At 66.9% G+C, this 19,325-nt stretch carries 17 protein-coding genes and 3 pseudogenes; 16 read left to right on the top strand and 4 right to left on the bottom strand.

The window, feature by feature from the left end:
- Nucleotides 1–67: 67 nt before the first annotated feature.
- From MMSP_RS16370 to MMSP_RS16360, 3 genes are all read left to right on the top strand, one after another.
- Nucleotides 68–1,462 carry a wax ester/triacylglycerol synthase family O-acyltransferase gene (locus MMSP_RS16370; RefSeq protein WP_020787520.1) on the top strand — a complete coding sequence of 465 codons (1,395 nt, stop codon included), beginning with the start codon at nucleotides 68–70 and terminating at the stop codon, nucleotides 1,460–1,462.
- 145 nt (nucleotides 1,463–1,607) lie between these two features.
- Nucleotides 1,608–2,393: a heavy metal-binding domain-containing protein gene (locus MMSP_RS16365; RefSeq protein ID WP_012394357.1), complete on the top strand. Its 786-nt coding sequence runs from the start codon at nucleotides 1,608–1,610 to the stop codon at nucleotides 2,391–2,393.
- The gene (locus tag MMSP_RS16360; RefSeq protein ID WP_011740961.1) at nucleotides 2,393–2,776 is read left to right on the top strand and encodes a DUF5073 family protein; all 384 of its coding nucleotides are present in this window, start codon (nucleotides 2,393–2,395) and stop codon (nucleotides 2,774–2,776) included. The genes MMSP_RS16365 and MMSP_RS16360 overlap by 1 nt, the downstream gene beginning before the upstream one ends.
- Nucleotides 2,777–2,815: 39 nt before the next feature.
- On the opposite strand, the gene MMSP_RS16355 is transcribed toward MMSP_RS16360, so the two are convergent.
- Nucleotides 2,816–3,274 carry a hypothetical protein gene (locus MMSP_RS16355; RefSeq protein WP_012394359.1) on the bottom strand — a complete coding sequence of 153 codons (459 nt, stop codon included), beginning with the start codon at nucleotides 3,272–3,274 and terminating at the stop codon, nucleotides 2,816–2,818.
- 298 nt (nucleotides 3,275–3,572) lie between these two features.
- Here MMSP_RS16355 and MMSP_RS16350 point away from each other — a divergent pair, with 298 nt between their 5' ends.
- Nucleotides 3,573–4,202 (top strand): TetR/AcrR family transcriptional regulator, encoded by a 630-nt coding sequence (locus tag MMSP_RS16350; protein ID WP_012394360.1) that lies wholly within the window; start codon nucleotides 3,573–3,575, stop codon nucleotides 4,200–4,202.
- Nucleotides 4,203–4,315: 113 nt separating this feature from the next.
- Here MMSP_RS16350 and MMSP_RS16345 read toward each other — a convergent pair whose 3' ends face one another.
- Nucleotides 4,316–4,921: a TetR/AcrR family transcriptional regulator gene (locus MMSP_RS16345; RefSeq protein WP_051153695.1), complete on the bottom strand. Its 606-nt coding sequence runs from the start codon at nucleotides 4,919–4,921 to the stop codon at nucleotides 4,316–4,318.
- A gap of 261 nt (nucleotides 4,922–5,182) precedes the next feature.
- Here MMSP_RS16345 and MMSP_RS16340 point away from each other — a divergent pair, with 261 nt between their 5' ends.
- Nucleotides 5,183–5,728 (top strand): bifunctional 2-polyprenyl-6-hydroxyphenol methylase/3-demethylubiquinol 3-O-methyltransferase UbiG, encoded by a 546-nt coding sequence (locus MMSP_RS16340; RefSeq protein WP_036427342.1) that lies wholly within the window; start codon nucleotides 5,183–5,185, stop codon nucleotides 5,726–5,728.
- Between the two features lie 66 nt (nucleotides 5,729–5,794).
- Here MMSP_RS16340 and MMSP_RS16335 read toward each other — a convergent pair whose 3' ends face one another.
- A complete protein-coding gene (locus MMSP_RS16335) occupies nucleotides 5,795–6,169 on the bottom strand; it encodes a co-chaperone YbbN (protein WP_015355447.1) in 375 nt (124 codons plus the stop codon).
- Between the two features lie 136 nt (nucleotides 6,170–6,305).
- On the opposite strand from MMSP_RS16335, the gene MMSP_RS16330 reads away from it, so the two are divergent.
- The 11 genes and pseudogenes from MMSP_RS16330 to MMSP_RS29880 all read left to right on the top strand — a co-directional run bounded on the left by MMSP_RS16330 (nucleotide 6,306) and on the right by MMSP_RS29880 (nucleotide 18,620).
- Nucleotides 6,306–6,575: a metal-sensitive transcriptional regulator gene (locus MMSP_RS16330; protein WP_011740966.1), complete on the top strand. Its 270-nt coding sequence runs from the start codon at nucleotides 6,306–6,308 to the stop codon at nucleotides 6,573–6,575.
- A 33-nt stretch (nucleotides 6,576–6,608) separates the two neighbouring features.
- Nucleotides 6,609–7,034, top strand: a complete 426-nt coding sequence (locus MMSP_RS16325; protein ID WP_012394364.1) for a DUF302 domain-containing protein — start codon at nucleotides 6,609–6,611, stop codon at nucleotides 7,032–7,034.
- A 54-nt stretch (nucleotides 7,035–7,088) separates the two neighbouring features.
- Nucleotides 7,089–7,451, top strand: a complete 363-nt coding sequence (locus MMSP_RS16320) for a carboxymuconolactone decarboxylase family protein (protein ID WP_011740968.1) — start codon at nucleotides 7,089–7,091, stop codon at nucleotides 7,449–7,451.
- A gap of 196 nt (nucleotides 7,452–7,647) precedes the next feature.
- Nucleotides 7,648–9,427 (top strand): annotated as a pseudogene (locus MMSP_RS16315) (PE family protein).
- A gap of 158 nt (nucleotides 9,428–9,585) precedes the next feature.
- The gene (locus MMSP_RS16310) at nucleotides 9,586–10,827 is read left to right on the top strand and encodes an amino acid deaminase/aldolase (RefSeq protein ID WP_020787516.1); all 1,242 of its coding nucleotides are present in this window, start codon (nucleotides 9,586–9,588) and stop codon (nucleotides 10,825–10,827) included.
- Nucleotides 10,828–10,894: 67 nt separating this feature from the next.
- On the top strand, nucleotides 10,895–12,100 hold the full coding sequence (locus tag MMSP_RS16305; protein ID WP_020787515.1) for a M28 family metallopeptidase: 1,206 nt from the start codon (nucleotides 10,895–10,897) through the stop codon (nucleotides 12,098–12,100).
- Nucleotides 12,097–13,383, top strand: a complete 1,287-nt coding sequence (locus tag MMSP_RS16300; RefSeq protein WP_012394368.1) for a D-arabinono-1,4-lactone oxidase — start codon at nucleotides 12,097–12,099, stop codon at nucleotides 13,381–13,383. The genes MMSP_RS16305 and MMSP_RS16300 overlap by 4 nt, the downstream gene beginning before the upstream one ends.
- A gap of 108 nt (nucleotides 13,384–13,491) precedes the next feature.
- Nucleotides 13,492–14,022 (top strand): annotated as a pseudogene (locus tag MMSP_RS26905) (wax ester/triacylglycerol synthase domain-containing protein); the annotation flags it as partial.
- Nucleotides 13,996–14,415, top strand: a complete 420-nt coding sequence (locus tag MMSP_RS29885; RefSeq protein ID WP_369797357.1) for a wax ester/triacylglycerol synthase domain-containing protein — start codon at nucleotides 13,996–13,998, stop codon at nucleotides 14,413–14,415. The pseudogene MMSP_RS26905 and the gene MMSP_RS29885, both read left to right, overlap by 27 nt.
- Nucleotides 14,416–14,745: 330 nt before the next feature.
- The gene (locus MMSP_RS29365) at nucleotides 14,746–17,829 is read left to right on the top strand and encodes a PE family protein (RefSeq protein ID WP_369797320.1); all 3,084 of its coding nucleotides are present in this window, start codon (nucleotides 14,746–14,748) and stop codon (nucleotides 17,827–17,829) included.
- Nucleotides 17,805–18,620: a hypothetical protein gene (locus MMSP_RS29880; protein ID WP_020787512.1), complete on the top strand. Its 816-nt coding sequence runs from the start codon at nucleotides 17,805–17,807 to the stop codon at nucleotides 18,618–18,620. Before MMSP_RS29365 ends, MMSP_RS29880 begins: the two co-directional genes overlap by 25 nt.
- Here MMSP_RS29880 and MMSP_RS28610 read toward each other — a convergent pair.
- Nucleotides 18,617–19,290: pseudogene (locus tag MMSP_RS28610) on the bottom strand (cysteine hydrolase family protein). The gene MMSP_RS29880 and the pseudogene MMSP_RS28610 sit on opposite strands and share 4 nt — an antisense overlap.
- Between the last annotated feature and the right edge of the window lie 35 nt (nucleotides 19,291–19,325).

Genomic DNA, 19,325 nt, shown 5'->3' with positions numbered 1-19,325 from the left:
CAGCGTCTGCGCGTACGAGCATTTCCGGGGCGGAAGATGTGAATCACTCTAGTCGGGCGGGGCGGCCATGGAACGATTGAGCGGACTTGATGCGTTTTTCCTTTATCTGGAGACTCCAGCGCAACCAATGAACGTGTGTTGCGTGCTGGAGCTGGACACTTCGACCATGCCGGGCGGCTACCGGTACAAGCGGTTTCATGCCGCCCTGGCCAGACACCTACAAGCGGTGCCGGAGTTTCGGATGAAGCTCGCCGATACCCAGCTCAACCTCGATCACCCGGTATGGGTGGACGACGAAGGCTTTCAGCTGCGCCGCCATGTACACAGGGTCGGGCTGCCAGCGCCCGGAGGCCGTCGCGAACTAGCCGAGATGTGTGGCCATATCGCGGGACTTGCGCTGGACCGGGATCGTCCCCTGTGGGAGATGTGGGTGATCGAAGGCGGAGCCCGGAATGACTCGGTGACGGTGATGCTCAAGGTTCACCACGCGGTAGTCGATGGGGTTGCCGGAGCCAACCTGCTGGCCCACTTGTGCAGCTTTCAGGCCGACGGGCCGGTACCCCTGCCGGCCCGCGGTGCCGGCCCTGGGCATCCGTTGCAGATCGCCACGAGCGGACTGATGGGGTTTGCGCTGCGCCCGCTACGGCTGGCCACGGTGGTGCCGGCAACGATCCGGACGCTGGCTCAGACGGTGCTACGCGCTCGCGAAGGCCGCACCATGGCCGCACCGTTCTCGGCCCCACCGACGCCGTTCAACGGCAACGTCACTCGGCATCGCAACGTCGCGTTCACCCAGCTCGACATGCGCGACGTGAAGCGGGTAAAGCAGCGTTTCGGGGTGACCGTCAACGACGTGGTGGTGGCGCTGTGTGCGGGGGTCTTGCGCCGGTTCCTGCTGGAGCGCGGTGAACTGCCCGATACGCCGCTGGTCGCGACCGTGCCGGTATCGGTGCACGAGAAGTCCGACCGGCCCGGACGTAACCAAACCACGTGGATGTTCTGCCGGGTGGCAAGCCAGATTAGCGATCCTGCGGAACGCATTCGTGCCATCGCCAAAGGGAACGCCGCCGCCAAAGATCACACCGCAGCGGTGGGCCCCACCCTCCTGCACGATTGGACTCAGTTCGGCGGCCCGACCATGTTCTCGATCCTGCCTCGCATTCCGATATCCCGCAGTCCCGCCTACAACTTGATCCTGTCGAATGTGCCAGGCCCGCAGAGTCAGTTGTACTTCTTGGGTTGCCGGGTCGACGCGATGTGTCCGCTCGGCCCGATCCTGGGGGGTGCTGGACTCAACATCACCGTCATGTCGCTCAACGGTGAACTGGGCATTGGCCTCATCTCCTGCCCGGACCTGGTCCCTGACCTGTGGGGTCTTGCCGACGGATTCCCGGATGCGTTGAAAGAACTGCTCGAATGTCGCGACGTCCGGTGCGCAGATATCGACCTTGTCGACGTCTGATCGGTCGCCGATTCGATAGCTGACCGGCCTGCATCCGGCCGGTGGCGACAAGCACTCACCGACACCCTCGTCCAAGTCGCAGATAACGCGTCTGCGATGCGCCGCTGCGGCTACGCTGTCCGGGACCGCAGGAGGGTATTTGACCATGCAACCCAACCAGCTCGACCCAGTCGCCAAGGAGCGGCTGTCCCACGCTGCAAAGGTCTTCACCTCTGACTTGTCGATCAACGAGTTCGCCCTCCTGCACGGGGCGGGGTTTGAACCGATCGAACTCGTGATGGGGGTTTCGGTCTACCACGTTGGCTACCAGTTCACCGGCATCAGACAGCAATCGGAGCTGCCGGTGCTGACCGACGCGACCTATCGCGCCCGCTGGAACGCAATGTCGCGGATGCAGGCCGAAGCCGATGCGTTGGGCGCGGACGGAATTGTCGGGGTCCGACTGGACTGGCGCCATCAGGGTGAAGGACAACATCTCGAATTCATCGCCGTCGGCACCGCTGTCCGCTACACCGCCAAGCCCGGGGCCTTTCGGCGCCCCAACGGACAAGCGTTTACCAGCCACCTGTCCGGCCAGGACCTGACGACCCTGCTGCGTTCGGGATTCGCGCCCGTGGCATTCGTGATGGGCAATTGCGTGTTCCACATTGCGGTCCAAGGATTCTTGAAGACGCTGAGCCAGGTTGGGCGCAACGTCGAGATGCCGCAATGGACTCAGGGCAGCTACCAGGCCCGCGAACTTGCGATGTCTCGGATGCAGGCCGAGGCGGAACGGGACGGCGCCTCCGGAGTCGTGGGTGTGCACTTCGCCATCTCCAACTATGCGTGGGGACATCACACGGTGGAGTTCTATGTGGCCGGAACGGCAGTGCGTCGCAGCGGCGAACCGCAGAGCATCACGCCGTCATTCGTTCTGCCGATGAGTGGTTGATGACCGGGTACGACCAGCAACGGGTCAGCGATGCCGTGGGGGCAGCGTTGGCCGGCCCGGGGGGAGTCGGGATGGTGGTCAAGGTCTTTTGCGCAGTTCCGGGGGTCGTTCTCACCCCGGCCCGGCGCGGATTCTTTCGATCGGAACCGGAACGAATCCTGATCGGCGACTGGCGCTACGAGGTCACCTCAGATGGCCGGCTAAGCGCTTCTCATCTGGTCAACGGCATCGTGTTGGCCGAGCAGGTGCTGGCCGCGGGGGCGGTCGGTCCGCACATCGCCCGCGCGCTCGCACAACTGGTCAGCCACTACGGGCCGACGATCCAGCCCGGGATCGACGCGGCGCTCGAGATGCTGGAAACCTTTGGCGGCCGCGGGTACTGAAGGCTCCATCGCGGTGACCGGTGGCGATGCGCCCGCTCGTCAGGCTTGGTCTTGCCCACGTGCCAGCAGCGAGGTTATGGCCCGAAGCACACCGCGTCCCGCGTAGACGGCCGCTACACAGGAAAGCACGATCAGCGCGATGAATGTCGGCAGCCAATTGGCTCGACTATGACTAACGCCCCACCAGACGAAGGTGAAGAGCACCACACACAGCAGGAGCACCAGATCTCGCCAATTGCCCTGGTAGGACGCGGCAGCCTGACGCAGCGCGCGGTTGCGCTGGGATATGTTCACCAGGTCATCGATGCGTGAATCGATCGTGCGCTGCAGATCCGCGCGCCGCTCGGTGGCATCCGGTGGAAGCCGATCCAGCAGGTCCATGTCTTGCTTGATTATTGCCCGGTAGTCGGGGCGCTTGAATTGACCGGCCGAAACGGCAAGCAGTGCGCCACCGAATATGGGCGCCGTGTTCAGCGCAATCTCCGCCAGACCCACCATAGCGACTCCTCATCAGCGTGGTGCTCAACCTCAGCTCGTAGAGGATCTCCGAACTCGGCCGATCGATCAAACCGCGAGCGCAAATAAGCCGGGTTCGTGCTGGTAGTGCCCGGATACGGCTACGCACGGTTTGGTGGGGAATTTCGTCGTAATCATTGGCAAACCGGTGTTCGGCGAATTTCGGGTATCCGTGCGGATCCTGGCACACGAAGGTCGCTGAGCGAATCTGTTGGCTGGATTTCGTGGCTGCTGTGTGGCGCCCGCGTGGCGGCAGAATGCGAGCACTAGCATGCCGGGAATGACAGATCTGGGCGTGCAGGGACGGCGTACAAACCGACGCGGACATGCGACGCGCGAGAGCATGTTGGAGGCGGCGCTACGCTCGCTGGCCTCTGGTGACCCGGGCGCGGCTTCGGCGAATCGCATCGCCAAGGAATGCGGAGCCACGTGGGGCGCGGTGAAGTACCAGTTTGGCGACATCGACGGGTTCTGGGCAGCGGTGCTGCATCGCACGGCCGAGCGGCGTGGGGAGTTGCCGTCGAATGCCGTCTCCGGCGGCCCACTACCGGAGCGAGTCGCCGCCATCATCGACACCTTGTACGAGGGGCTGACGTCCACTCACTCCCGGGCCATCGAGACATTGCGCAGGGCACTGCCCAACAATCGTGACGAACTCGAACGAAACTATCCGCGCACGGCCGCCGAACTGTCGTCGTGGCAGCGCAGCTGGGCCTTGGCCTGCCAGAAGGCATTCGCCGGCTTGGAGGTCGACCCCAATCGGGTACGAGAAGTGGCCGCCTTCATCCCGGGTGCGATGCGTGGGATCACCTCCGAGAAGCAGCTGGGGACATACTCAGACCTCGATGAGGCGCGCCGCGGGCTGACCAACGCCATTGTCGCCTACCTAGAGAACTCCGGCGCCCGCTGAGGTTTTCATTCTCGCCCGCGGAGGCCGGGTTTCGAATGCCCGTCGACGGCACGATCCGCTGCCACATCTGTGATCGGAAGCCACGATCGGATTGCGCTGCGCCCGAGTAATTTTCAGGCAATGGCCGCGCCGAGGATGAGGTTCACCGCCTCGTCAAGTTGTCCGGCTATCTCCTCGTAACTGAGGAATCTCGCGGTCATCAGGGCGCCGGAAAACGTCATCTGCAGGGTCGACTTGACCGAGCGTGGCCAACCCGGTCCCAGCGCGGCGCCGATCCGCCTCGCTACTTCCTCGCCGATCTGCGCGCGCAGCGGTTGCACTGCCGGATCGTCGGCCATCAACGCGGTGCCGCAGGCGGCGGTCAGTTCGGGTTCGTCGGCCACCACCATCGCCATATCCCGCATGGTCGCGCTCACCCGGGTCTTGGTGGTGTCGTTGACATCCGTATGCAGTGGCAGGTCGCGCAGCAGCCGGAGGTAGACCGCCGCCACCAGAGCGCTCTTCGAAGGAAAGTAGGTGTAGGCACTGGCCGGCGACACCCCGGCGCGAGCCGCAACCGCGCGCATCGTCAGGTTGGCGAATGATGTTGCGCGGAGTTCGTCCAATCCGGCTTCAAGCACCTTGCGGATGGTCTGCGCCGGCCGCCGATCCGATCGGCGCCCCGCCGGCACGGGTGCGCCGGTGCCGGCATCGGGTGGATCGGCGTTATCGCTAGACACGAGTCCAGTGTAGGAATATCCGGGCTCGCCCGACAATGTCACCCCGAAACTTGAGCGGATCGGCTATTCAGGCTATTGCCAAGTGATTAATTGGACGTGCCGGTCCTGATCCGTGGCGACAGGGGCGTCAACGCCCAGTCCATAAGTAGACATATGTCCAGAACTGCGGAGCGGGCGGACCGCCTGAGCATTCGTTACCCGGGGTGTTCGGCCACCGCTCAGGTTCACCGGTGTTGTCGCGGTCGTCGTATGGTGGCGCGTGTGGCCGAGTCCGACCGCCGTCGCTGGGACCGGCGCTACGCGAGCCTAGGGCCCGCAGCGGTGAGCGCGGTGCGTCCGCCGGCCCTGCTACAGGCTCACCTGAAGTTGGTTCCCGCCGCGGGCAGGGCTCTCGATCTGGGGTGTGGACAAGGGCTCGGGGCGGTCTGGTTGCCCCGCCGGGGTCTGGATGTCTTGGGGCTCGACATTTCCCCTGTGGCAATCGCCCAGGCGCGAGACTTGGCTGAGCGCAGTGGGGTTAGCGTGCGATGCCGCTTCGACGTTGTCGACCTCGACGACGGCCTGCCGGATGGACCGCCTGTCGACCTGATCGTGTGTCACAACTTTCGTGACCGCCGCCTCGACGCGGCCATTATCGAGCGTCTGGCCCCGGGCGGGCTGGTCGCCCTGGTCGCTTTGAGCGAGGTTGGCGCCGCTGCGGGGACGTACCGGGCCGCCCCCGGTGAGTTGTCCACCGCGTTTGCCGAACTCGACCCGATCGCCGCGGGTGAAGGTGACGGGCGGGCTTGGCTGCTGGCGCGCGCGTAACGCGTGCCGACCGGCAAGCCCGCGACCGCCCCGGGCGTACATGGTCTATGGTCGCGGCCGAATCGGCTACCCCGCCGTGGCGGCTTTGCGGGCGGCGATCGTGGCGTGCACCTTGTCCATGTCCAGTGACTTCATCTGGCCGATCAGGTCTTCGAGGACGGCCGAGGGCATGGCACCGGGCTGGTTATAGACCAGCACGCCGTCCCGAAACGCCATTACCGTCGGAATTGAGCGCACACCCGCCGCGGCCGCCAGCGCTGGCTCCGCTTGTGTATCAACCTTGGCGTGTACGACGTCGGGGTGAGTCTGCGCCGATCGTTCATAGGTTGGCGCGAAAGCGTGGCAGGGGCGGCAGTAGGAGGCCCAAAAGTCAACCAGAACAAGAGAATTATCGGTGACGGTCGACTCGAAGGTGTCGTGGTTGAGGCTGACGGTAGGCATTGTGTGTCCTTTCTTTCGGGGATACCCACTCGGACAACTGATACCCATAGGGGTATTATTCCCCGCATCGAGCCACTGGCTGTTTTATACCCCCCAGGGTACTATGGCGGTAACGCTCAACGAGAGAGGACTCATCGTGATTGGTGATCAGGACAGCATGGCTGCCGTGCTGAACAGGTTGCGCCGTGCCCAGGGGCAGCTTGCCGGAGTGATCTCAATGATCGAACAGGGCCGCGACTGCAAAGACGTGGTTACCCAGCTTGCCGCGGTATCACGCGCCCTGGACCGCGCCGGGTTCAAGATCGTCGCGACCGGGCTGCGGGAATGCGCGCTGGGCGCCACGGCCGACGGCGCACCGCCACTGACTGAAGCCGAATTGGAAAAGCTGTTTCTGGCGCTGGCCTGAACAGCGTTAACGAAGGATAGGGAGGCACTGGTAATGAATCTTGCGTTGTCGACCACGCTGCACACGAGCTTTGACGAGGCAGTCAAACTCACCCGCGGGGCGCTGGCCGGGCAAGGCTTTGGCGTTCTGACCGAGATCAATGTGAAGGAAACGCTGAAAGCCAAACTTGGCGAAGACATGGAGGACTACCTGATCCTCGGCGCCTGCAACCCACCCCTGGCCCACCGCGCTATCGGGGTCAATCGTCAGATCGGCACGCTGTTGCCGTGCAACGTCGTGGTGCGGGCCGACCCCGAGCGGGACGGAACCATCATCATCGAGGCGATGAATCCCCAGATGATGGCGGACGTGACCGGCGAACCGATGCTGGTGCCGATCGCCGAAGAGGTTTCGGGCAAGCTGAAGGCGGTCATCGGCGAATTGGAGAATTCCAGCGTCGCTAATCCGTCGCAAGTGTGACCGTCGATCCGAGTCCACCCATTCCGCCTAACACCCAAGGGGGGTAATACAGCTATGTCAGACCAGCACCATCACGAGGTTCTCGAGGAATTGCGGCCCCAACACCGGGCGCTACGTCAGCAGATCCCGGAGGTCTACAAGGGATTCGCGGCGCTCAGTGGTGCCGCCTTCGCCGACGGCTCCCTCAGCCGCAAGGTCAAGGAGCTCATGGCGATGGCGATCGGTGTAGTGGAAGGGTGTGACGGCTGCATTGCCTCCCACGCGCAGGCTGCCGCACGCGCCGGGGCCACTCCGGAGGAAGCCGCTGAGGCCATCGGCGTCACCATCTTGATGCACGGCGGACCGGCCACGATTTACGGCGCGCGGGCCTACACCGCGTTTTGCGAATTCGCGGAGGCCCAAACCAACGCCACCTGATGGTCTCAGCTGCTGCGCAGCGTTCCCGGAAGCGTCGGAAGTGCGGCCGGCTGAAACGTTCCGGCGCCATCGAGCGAAACGCTTGATAGGTCACCCGCAAATGCGGGGTGTGCTGACTTGATAGCGATACCCTTGCCGAGGGTTCGATGGCGACCGGGCGGCTGCCGGGTCTGTGTGACGTGGTGGGAGGTCACTGATGTCGTATCTCATCGCAGCGCCAGAGATGGTGGCTGCGGCGGCTACCGATCTGGCGAGCGTTGGCTCATCGATAAGCGCGGCCAATGCCGCCGCCGCTGCCCCAACGATGTCGGTGCGCGCCGCTGGCGCTGACGAGGTATCGGCTGTGGTCGCGGCGTTGTTCGACGCACATGCCCAGGCCTATCAGTCCCTGAGTGCGCAGGCCGCGCTGTTTCATGAGCAGTTCGTGCAGGCGCTCAATGCGGGAGCGGGTTCCTACGCTCTGGCCGAGGCGGCCAGCGTCTCACCCCTGCAGGACGCGCTGAACCTGATCAATGCACCGACCCAGGCGCTGTTCGGCCGGCCGCTGATCGGCAATGGCGCCGACGGGGCGCCGGGAACCGGGCAAAGCGGTGGTAATGGCGGGTTTCTGTACGGCAACGGCGGCAACGGCGGGTCCGGCGCCAACAATCAGGGTGGGGGCAACGGCGGGAGTGCCGGGCTCTGGGGCAACGGCGGTGCCGGCGGAGCCGGGGGAGACTCCACCGTCGCGGGTGTCAACGGATTCAACGGGGGGGCCGGCGGCAGCGGCGGGCTGCTGTGGGGCAACGGCGGTGCCGGCGGGGCCGGCGGCAACGGCGGCGGCGCTCCGCTAGCCGGGTTTGTGGGTACCAGCGGCGGAAACGGCGGCAACGGTGGAGGGGCAGGCCTGCTCTACGGCTACGGAGGTGCCGGTGGCGCCGGCGGAACCGGCGGGGTGGCGCCGCCCACCGGCGTCGGGCAGACCATTCTGTCGGCGGGCGGCGTTGGCGGGACCGGGGGTGCCGGCGGCGGTGGTGCGGCTCTGATCGGCTTCGGTGGTGCCGGTGGCACCGGTGGGCTTAGCGACACGACGACCGAGACCATCGGCGGATATGGCGGCATGGGCGGGCTCCGGTGGACATGGCGGCTCCGGCGGCGATGCCGGCGCAATTGGTTTGTTCGGCAACGGAGCGGCCGGCGGCGACGGCGGTATCGGGGGCGATGGCGCCAGCGGTGGCAATGACGGGGGCAACGGCGGGGTGGGTGGCCTCGGTGGCGTAGGCGGCCCGGGAGGCTGGATCTTCGGCACGGGCGGGGCCGGCGGTAACGGTGGCCTCGGTGGTTCCGGAGGCACGGGCGTCGTCGCCAACGGTTTTGCCGGCTCAGGGGGCTTTGGTGGGGCCGGCGGTGACGCCCAGTTCCTTGGTTTCGGCGGCACCGGCGGCAGCGGTGGTGGTATCGGTGCCGGTGAAACCGCAGCGGTGCCGTTGACAACCCAGCCGGTGGGCGGGACTGGCGGCAATGGTGGGCGAGCCGGGCTGTTCTTCGGGGTCGGCGGGACCGGGGGCAACGGTGGGGCCACCAGCACCAACGGGGCGCTGTATGCCACCGGCGGCAACGGCGGTGACGGCGGCCTGATCTTCGGCAACGGCGGTACCGGCGGAAACGGTGGCGCGGGCGGGGGCACCAGCGTCGGCGCGGGCGGCCAGGGTGGCGCGGCCTCGGCGTTCTTCGGCAATGGCGGAGCCGGCGGCGATGGCGGCGCGGGCGGCCAGGGAGCGGGCGGTGCCGGCGGCTCGGGTGCGCTGTTCTTCGGCAACGGCGGTGCCGGGGGCAACGGTGCGCCAGGGGGCACGGGCTTCGGTGGTACCGGCGGCAGTGCGGTGCTCATCGGCAACGGGGGCGACGGCGGCGACGGCACCGGAGGCGCGGCCGGTGGCGCCGGCGGTAGCGGCGGTTTCATCTTCGGCCAGAACGGGTCGAACGGACTTCCCTAGCGCGCACGGACGCCGCCGGCAGCAATTCAAGGGAAATTTGCACATGGCTGCGCAAATTCGCAGGCGATCCGCACACAATGTGGCATATCCGGTGATCCCTGGGCGCAACATGGCCGATCCTCTGTCCCTGCGTGGGCCACGTTCAGTAGGGTGGCGGCGTGCACGAGGTGGGTCGCGAGCAACGCTCGGACGAGATGGCCAGGCTAGATGAGCAGAATCGGTTGCAGCGGTACGAGGAAGCGTTTGCCGACCAAGATGCGCCGTTTGCGTTCGTCGACCTCGACGCGATGTGGAGCAATGCCGGCCAAATGCTTTCGCGCGCGGGCGACAAGCCCATCAGGGCAGCGTCCAAGTCATTGCGATGCAGGCCGCTGCAGCGCGAAATCCTGGACTCGAACCCACGATTCGAAGGTCTGATGACCTTCACGCTGGCCGAGACCCTCTGGCTGGCCGGACAGGGCTTCGACAACCTGTTGCTTGCCTATCCGACAACCGATCGCACCGGGCTGCGTGAGCTGGGCGAGCTAACCGCCGAAAACCCCGCGCGGGCGCCGATCGTCATGGTCGATAGCGTCGAACACCTCGACCTGATCGACCGAGCAACCGACAGGCCGGTTCGGCTGTGCCTGGACCTCGACGCCGGCTATTGGCGAGCGGGAGGACGGGTCAAGGTCGGCCCGAAGCGCTCCCCGTTGCACACCCCCGAACAAGCACGCGAGCTTGCGCTGGAGATCGCCCGGCGGCCACGGCTGCGACTGGTCGCACTCATGTCCTACGAAGGCCACATCGCCGGGTTCGGGGACCAGGTGGCAGGCAAATTCGCCCAAAACGCGATCGTGCGCTGGATGCAGCGCGAATCCTTCGCAGAGCTGCGCGAACGCCGCGTTCGCGCCGTTGAACTGGTCAGCGAGGTCGCTGAACTCGAGATCGTCAATGCCGGCGGCACCGGAGACCTTCAACTGGTCGCCCACGAGTCCGCGGTCACCGAAGCGACCGCCGGCTCCGGGTTCTACGCGCCGACATTGTTTGACTCCTACTCGGCGTTCTCCCTGCAGCCAGCGGCGATGTTTGCGTTGCCGATATGCCGCCGACCCGGAGCCAAGACCGTCACCGCGCTCGGCGGCGGCTACCTGGCCAGCGGAGTCGGAGCAAAAGACCGGATGCCCAGCCCCTATCTGCCCAGCGGGTTGAAGCTCGACCCGATGGAGGGCACCGGCGAGGTGCAGACACCGCTGTCGGGCCGCGCGGCGCGACGGCTCAAGGTTGGCGACAAGGTCTACTTCCGCCACACCAAGGCCGGCGAACTCTGTGAGCGATTCGATCGCTTGTATCTGGTTCGTGGCGCGCAGGTCGTCGACGTCGTCCCGACCTACCGGGGTGAGGGACGCACATTTCTCTAAAGAGCCAATAGCCTTCGGCGCCGGAAAAGGTTTGCCTCGCTTACGAATTGCGCGATAAGGAGCTGCAATGAGTCCGATCACGGTACTGCCTAACGAGCTTGCCACGATGCGCACGATCATCGAGACGCTGGCACCGATCGAGCGAGCGGCCGGTGACCCGGGTGAGCACGAGGCGGCACTGCGCATCGTGGACTGGCTTGATGCGGCTGGGGCCCAACATGCACGGATCGAAGAGGAGCAGTTCTACGACGGCTATCCGCAGCTACACGCCAGATTGTCGGCGGTTGGGGTCGGCGCGGCCGCCGCCGGGCTGATCAGTCGGCGGCTGCGCGGCATTGCCGCGCTGGCTGGCGTGGGAGCCGGACTGGCGATCGCCGATGACTGCTCGAACGGGGTGCGCATCGCACGCAAGTCGCTCCAACAGCGGCGAACGACTTGGAATGTTGTGGCCGAGGCCGGAGACCTAGACGGGCAGGAGACGGTTGTGGTGTGCGCCCACCATGACGCCGCCCACAGCGGAAAGTTCTTTGAGCCGGGCTATCAACGCTTCTTTGTCGAGCGGTTCCCGGGGATCGTCGAGCGCATCGACACCTCGCTACCGAACTGGTGGCCGTCAATCTTGGCGCCGATCGTCGCCGGTGTCGGTGCTTGGCGCGGTAGCCGGAAAACGATGATCGCGGGCGCAGCCATGAGCGCGATCGGAGTAGCGGCGTTCACCGACATCGCTCGCAGTCCAATCGTGCCCGGGGCCAACGACAACCTCTCGGCCGTCGCGTTGCTTGTTGCCCTCGCCGAGCGGCTACGCGAGCGACCGGTGCCGGGCGTGCGGGTGCTACTGGTGTCGCTGGGCGCCGAAGAACAACTGCAGGGTGGCGTTTACGGATTTGTCGCCCGCCACAAGCCCGAACTGGACCGGGACCACACGTATTTCCTCAATTTCGACACCATCGGCTCGCCCGAACTCATCATGCTCGAAGGTGAAGGCACCACGGTTATGGAGGATTACTACCACCGGCCATTCCGTGACCTGGTGGCGCGTGCCGCCGACCGGGCCGAGGCGCCGCTGCGGCGCGGCATGCGCTCTCGCAACAGCACCGACGCCGTGATCATGAGCCGGGCGGGTTACCCGACGGCGTGCTTCTCGTCGATCGACCGCCACAAAGCGCTGTCGAATTACCATCAGATGTCCGATACGCCGGACAACGTCAATTATGAGACGGTGGCACACGCGGTCACCGTGGCCGAGTCGGTAGTGAGGGAGTTGGCGCGGTGAAAACTGTGTGGAGAAATTGGGCCGGCGAGCAGTACTGTGCGCCGTCGGAGATTGTCCGGCCAGCTTCGGAAGCCGAATTGGCAGAGCTTGTCGCAAAAGCCGGCCAGCGCGGCGAGCGAGTGCGCGCGGTCGGCAGCGGGCACTCGTTCACCGACTGCGCATGCACTGACGGCGTGATGGTCGACATGGCCGGGATGCAGCGGATCGTCAACGTGGATCCCGAGGCCGGTCTGGCCACTGTCGAGGGCGGGGCCAAACTGCGTCCACTCTTTTCGCAGCTCGCAGAGCACGGTCTGGCGCTGGAAAACCAGGGCGACATCGACAAGCAGTCCATCACCGGTGCGACCGCGACCGCGACGCATGGGACCGGAGCCCGCTTCGCCAACGTGTCAGCGCAAATCGTTGCGCTACGACTGGTCACCGCCAGCGGTGAGGTGCTAGAGCTATCCGAGGGTGATGACTATCTGGCAGCACGGGTGTCTATCGGCGCTCTCGGGGTGATTTCGCAGCTCACCCTCAAGGTAGTGCCGCTGTTCACGTTGCATCGTGACGACGAGCTCAAGCCCCTCGCTGAAACGCTCGAGCGGCTCGATGAGCATGTCGACAACAACGACCACTTCGAGTTTTTCGTGTTTCCCTATGCCGAGACGGCGCTGACACGGACCACGCGCCGCAGCGAAGAGCCCCCCATGCCCGTACCCGAGTGGAGGCGTCGGGTGGGGGACCAATTCGAAAACGTTGGATTAGGCCTTGTCTGCCGGACCGGTCGGCAGTTCCCCAGCACAGCACCGAAACTGAATCGTTTGTTGACGAGTTTGATGTCGCCCTCGAGCGTGCAAGATCGTGGTTGGAAGGTCTACCCGAGTCCGCGCAACGTCAAATTCACCGAGATGGAGTACGCGATTCCGCGTGAGAATGCGCGGGAGGCGGTTCGCCGCGTCATCGAGGTCGTGCGCCGTCGCGACTTGCCGATCATGTACCCCCTCGAGGTCCGCTTCAGCGCTCCCGACGATGCGTTTCTGTCCACCGCCTACGAGCGGGACACCTGCTACATCGCGGTGCATCAGTACACCGGGATGGAATTCGAGACCTACTTCCGGGCGGTCGAAGCGATCATGGATGAGTACGGCGGCCGGCCACACTGGGGCAAGCGTCACTATCAACGGGCTGCCAGCCTGCGGGAGCGCTATCCGGCCTGGGACCGCTTCACCGCGGTCCGCGACCGGCTGGATCCCAACCGCGTCTTTCTCAATGACTACACCCGGCGGGTGCTGGGCGCCTGACCCGGGGGTCGACTAACGGCCCCAATTCATGGGGGCCAAAGTCATTGGCGGCCAACACGCTAGTGACCCCGGTCACGGACTGGCGTACGTTTTGTGCGTGGAGTCAACATGACCGAATTCATGCGCAAAAGCGACGCGTTTACCTGGTCGATGGAAAGCGATCCGCGCCTTCGATCCACCGTCGTCACGGTCTTGTTGCTGGATCGATCTCCGGATTGGGATGAGGTTCGCCAGCGGTTCGACCTGATCAGCCGTGAGATGCCGATGTTTCGGCAGCGGGTGGTGGAATCCCCGCCACCCGCTCCGCCTCGATGGGAGCCGGACGCCGACTTCGAGTTGGACTACCACATGCGGCGGGTGACGGTGTCCGGAGCCGGGACGTTCGAGGATGTGCTCGAGATGGCCCGGTTGGCCGAGATGCAAGACTTCGACCGGGCCAGGGCGCTGTGGGAGACGACGCTGATCGAGGGCCTCCAAGATGGTGGTGCCGCCGTGATCTGCAAGTTCCACCACGCGCTCACCGATGGTGTCGGTGGCGTCCAGATCGCCATGCACCTGTTTGACCTGTCCGCAGAGGTGGGTGCACACCCGTCGCTGCCGGCGGTTGCGGAACTGCCCCGGCATTCCCTCCAAGATGGTGGTGCCGCCGTGATCTGCAAGTTCCACCACGCGCTCACCGATGGTGTCGGTGGCGTCCAGATCGCCATGCACCTGTTTGACCTGTCCGCAGAGGTGGGTGCACACCCGTCGCTGCCGGCGGTTGCGGAACTGCCCCGGCATTCGTGGCTCGACGGGTACCGTCGCTTGCGATCAACTCGGCGGCTGCGTCGTAGATCAGTTCGGCGGCGACGGCGCTGCGGTCTCCGACAATCCAATTCTTACCAGCCATTTGAGTGGGCCGTCCTTTCTGTCGAACCGCCGGTTTTTCGGTTTGTTCTCGTCGTGAGAAGGCATCCGCGACTCAGCCCTTTCATCAGTGCGGGTAGCTTTCTCGCAATTGATGGGTGCGGGCGAGACGTGTCAGCAGGGTGAGGTGCCGGTTCCGGCCATGGCGGGACCACTGCCCGGTTTGAAACAGAACCATATTCGGCTTTTGTCAGCTCTTCTCGCGTTTCTCGGACTTGAGACGGCCGCGGGAAAAAATCTCCGGGTAACCGCAGGTGGTGGTCCAGCATTGAGACGGCACCGCCGACGGTGGCTGCCGGGCGTCTTTCAAGTTTCGTGCGATGCATCTGACCTGCAGATATTGCCCCAGGATGGCCCTATCGTGAGGGCCACTTCTTTCAAACCTGGGGGTGAGAATGTCGCTTGTCACTGTGTCCCCGGAGCTGGTTGCCGGAGCCGCGTCGGACTTGGTGCGGATTGGGTCTTCGATCAGGGTCTTCGATCGGGGCGGCCAATGCCGCGGCAGCCGGACCGACCACGACGGTGCTGTCCGCTGCGGCCGATGAGGTGTCGGTGGCGATTGCGACGTTGTTCGGTACTCACGCGGCCGAATATCAATCGCTCAGCACCCGGATGGCGGCGTTTCACGAACAATTTGTGCAGACGCTGACTTCGGGCGCCGGAATTTATGTCAGCACGGAGACGGCTAATGCATCGCTCATATCGGCCTTGCAACTCGCGGAACAGAATGCGCTGAACGCGATTAATGCGCCCACACAGTCGTGGTTGGGACGTCCGTTGATCGGCAATGGCGTGGATGCAACGCCAGGGTCCGGCCAGGCTGGTGGGGCCGGGGGCTTGCTGTGGGGGAACGGTGGTGCCGGCGGCTCGGGAGCGGCTGGTCAGTCCGGTGGTGCCGGCGGGTCGGCCGGGTTGTTTGGCAATGGCGGCGCCGGCGGAGCGGGTGGAATCAACGCGGCGGGCAACGGCGGTAGTGGCGGTGTCGGCGGGCGTGGCGGGTTGGTGTACGGCAACGGCGGCGTCGGCGGTGCTGGCGGACAGGGTGCGTTGAGTGGCGGTGCCGGCGGTGCCGGCGGAGGGGCCTGGTTGTGGGGTGCCGGCGGAGCCGGTGGATCCGGTGGCGGGGGCCTCGCTAGTGCTGGTGGTGGCGGTGGTGCCGGTGGAAATGCGGGTCTGATCGGCACCGGCGGTCTGGGTGGCGCTGGCGGTGTTGGCGGCCAAGACGGCGGGGCCGGCGGCGACGGCGGCTCCGGTGGCGCTGCCGCCGGGTTGTGGGGTGCCGGTGGCAGTGGGGGTGCCGGCGGAAACGGCGCCGACGAGATATCGGGCGGGATTGGTGAGTCCGGCGGCGACGGCGGCAGCGCCGGCAACGGTGGTGCCGGCGGGCGGGGTGGCTGGTTGATCGGTGCCGGCGGCGCGGGAGGCTTGGGCGGCGTCGGGGGGCTTGGCGGAGCGGGCGGTGCAGGTGCCAACGGGATTGTCGCGGGTAGTGCTGGCGACGGTGGTGGAAGCGGTGGCAGCGGTGGAGTCGGTGGGGTTGGCGGAGATGGCGGCAAGGGCGGCCTGATCAGGTTCTTGGGCGGTCGGGGTGCCGGCGGGTCTGGTGGTGCTGGCGGGGCCGCGGGTGATGGCGGTGATGGGGCCGCGGGTTCATTCCTGACTGGAAGTGGCGCCGGTGGTGCCGGCGGGCAGGGCGGTGACCCGGGTGTGGGTGGTGCTGGTGGAGCCGGCGGTCGCGGCTCGGTCGTGGGTGACCACGGCGTCCCCGGGCAGAGCCCGACCACTGGCGGCGACGGCGGTGACGGTGGGGATGGGGCCAATGCCAGCACCGTGGGTGCCAGCGGTGGTGCTGGTGGGGCTGGTGGTGATGGTGGCCGGTACGGCAACGGTGGTGTTGGTGGTGCTGGTGGAGACGGTGGTACCGGGGGTATTGGTGGCGACGGTGGCCGTGGTGCTGACGGTACCGAGCTGAGCCTGTACGGCACCGCTGGTGGCAGTGGCGGTATGGGTGGTGTTGGTGGGGCCGGTGGAGGCGCCGGTGATGGTGGCGATGGCGCGAACGCGGCCGCCGGCTCGGGGCTAGCTGGGGGCAATGGTGGCCACGGTGGCGATAGCGGCGACGGCGGGGATGGAGGGGCTGGTGGAACCGGCTCGGTTACCGGCGCCCACGGCGCGGATGGGCTGACCCAGACCACTGGCGGCGACGGCGGTGACGGCGGTAACGGCGGCAGCGGTACGACGGGTCCCACCGGCAGCACCGGGGGCGCTGGCGGTGCGGGCGGCGACGGCGGGCGCTACGGCAATGGCGGCAATGGCGGCACCGGAGGTACCGGATCGATCGGCACGGCCGGGTCGAGCGATGTGGTGGGTGCCAACGGCGGTGCCGGTGGTTCCGGTTGGGCAGGTGGCGACGGAGGCGCCGGAGGCGTGGGTGGCACCCTGGCCGGTCACGGTGGCGATGGCGGTGACGGTGGCAGTGGCGGCACTGGCGGAACCGGCGGCCGAGGCGGCAACGGGTTCAACGGCTCGTCTAAGGCCGGCCTTAACGGTGGCGACGCGGGTGACGGGGGCGCTGGCGGCGTCGGTGGGGCCGGCGGCAACGGCGGTGCGGGTGGTTTGTCACAGGCCGCGGGATTCTCCGACGGCATCCAGGGGGGCGGTGGAGCCGGTGGTGATGGTGGGGCCGGCGGAGAGGGCGGCACCGGCGGCAGCGGAGCAAACGCGGCCGCCGGCTCGGGTGCCGTCGGCGGCAAGGGCGGCGACGGTGGCGATCCGGGCCTGGGCGGGGGCGGTGGGGCTGGTGGAGCCGGCGCCACCACCGGCGCTCATGGCGCAGACGGGCTCAGCCTCACCACCGGCGGCAACGGCGGCAACGGCGGCAAAGGCGGCAACGGCGGCAGCGGTGCAATCGGTGTCGCCGGCGGGGCGGGAGGTGCCGGCGGTGACGGCGGGCTCTACGGCGACGGGGGCGACGGCGGTACCGGCGGCAATGGTGGCGCGGGCAAGGCTGGGGCCGCAGGTGTCTCAGCTGGTAGCAACGGTGAAGCCGGCGGACAGGCCGGCGACGGCGGCGTGGGTGGAGCAGGTGGCAAGGGCGGGGCCAATGCCGGCAATGGTGGCACCGGTGGCAGTGGCGGCGACGGCGGTGTCGGCGGAACTGGCGGGGCCGGCCAGGTCGGTACCACGGGCCCGGCAGGTGGCGCGGGCGGTGAGGGCGGTGACGGCGGCAACGGGCACAACGGCAACAACGGCAGCGTTCCGAGCGGCGGGACCGACCGAGACGGCGGCGACGGCCAGGGTGGTGGCGATGGCGGGGCTGGCGGCAACGGCGGCGCCGCGGGCGCTGGCCGAGCGGCGGGACCGACCGAGACGGCAGCGACGGCCAGGGTGGTGGCGATGGCGGGGCTGGCGGCAACGGCGGCGCCGCGGGCGCTGGTGGCGGTGGCACCCGAGGAGCCGGTGGTGACGGTGGAGACGGCGGCAACGGCGGATTCGCCGGCACCGGCGGTCTTGGGATGGACGGACTCGACGCCACCTTGACGAATCGCGCAGGCAACGGCGGGGACGGTGGTAGGGGCGGCGAGGCCTTTGCCGGCGGGGCCGGCGGCGCTGGCGGGACTGGGTCCACTCAGGGCAGCACCGGCACCACCGGCGCCTGGAGAGCCGGCGGTAACGGCGGCTCGGGTGGCGACGGCGGCGACGGCTTCGGTCTCTGGAACCCAGGGGAGGGCGGTCGAGGCGGTTCCGGCGGAGACGGGGGCACCGGTGGGGACGGTGGTGACGGCGGCAACGGTCTCGCCGAAATCTGGGGAGGCAGAGGTGGTAATGGGGGCGACGGTGCGATCGGGCCTGGCGGGGATGGCGGGGACGGCGGAGACGCCCCGAACCAGCAACCCGTAAGTTACAGTTCGGCTGCCTACGAGGGCGCTGATGGCGGTGACGGTGGCAACGGCACCATCGGCGGGAACGGCGGGAACGGCGGCAGGGGCGGCCCCGGATACGATGCGAGCGTTGGCATCGAGGCAAAGGTGGGTGGCACTGGCGGTGACGGCGGCAACGGCTTCAACGGCGCCGGCGGGGCCGGTGGTGACGGCGGCACCGGTGGCGCCGGCGGTACTGGGGCGCCCGCACCGTTCGGCAGCGGGGGTGCCTACGGAGGTACCGGCGGCCACGGCGGCACGGGTGGCAGCGGCGTCATCGGTGGTATCGGGGAAGGCGGCAAACTCGGCGACGCTGGCTCAGGGGGCAATCCGCCCAACGGCGACACCGGGTCCGGCGGGTCCGGTGGCGCCGGCGGCTCCGGTGGTGCCGGCGGCGATCCCTCCAACTAGCGTCTTGCCAGGACCGCTCGCGGGGTGTCGGCGTGGGTGCCGCCCAGTTCCGCGTGGGCCTGCCTGTCGCGGATTTTGTCGAACGCCTCGAGGAGCGCCGCGCCGGTGGCATGGGCGCCGAACACACCGCCCTGCATGGTGATCATCTTCAGGGCGGCAAGGTGATTGGCGTAGTCGGTCGCGCCGGTGCAGTCAGAGAGCAGTAGGCACTCGTACCCTCGGTCGTTGGCTTCGCGCATCGTGGTGTGGACACAGACATCAGTGGCGATGCCGGTGAAGATCAGATGGGTGATACGGCGGGTGGTGAGGATCAACTCCAGATCGGTGGCGTAGAAGCTTCCCTTGCCAAGTTTGTCCACGACCATTTCTCCTGGCAACGGCGCCATCTCCGGGATGATCTCCCATCCCGGCTCACCTCGGGTGAGGCCTCGCGGGTGTGCACAATCAGCAGGCCCAGCTTCCGCGCGGTTTCGAGCACGGTCTGCGCCGGGCCCAGGGGAACACGTACCAAAGACAGGTCGTAGCCCATGGTGTCGACATAGCCGCCTTGACCGGCGAAGTCGACTTGTCAGTCGATGTTGACTAGCGCTGTCCGCCCGATGGCAATGTCGCCATCGAAAGGCCAGATGTACGGGTCGGCATCGACGGTGACTTGATCCTCAGTGCCCATTGAACCGCTCTCCTGCTGCAATCGATATCACGCCG

Origin of the sequence: Mycobacterium sp. 012931 (assembly GCF_000419295.1) — a bacterium.
GTDB lineage: Bacteria > Actinomycetota > Actinomycetes > Mycobacteriales > Mycobacteriaceae > Mycobacterium > Mycobacterium marinum.
Note: the sequence above shows the minus strand (reverse complement) of the source record. Positions and strands in the feature narration are given on the sequence as shown.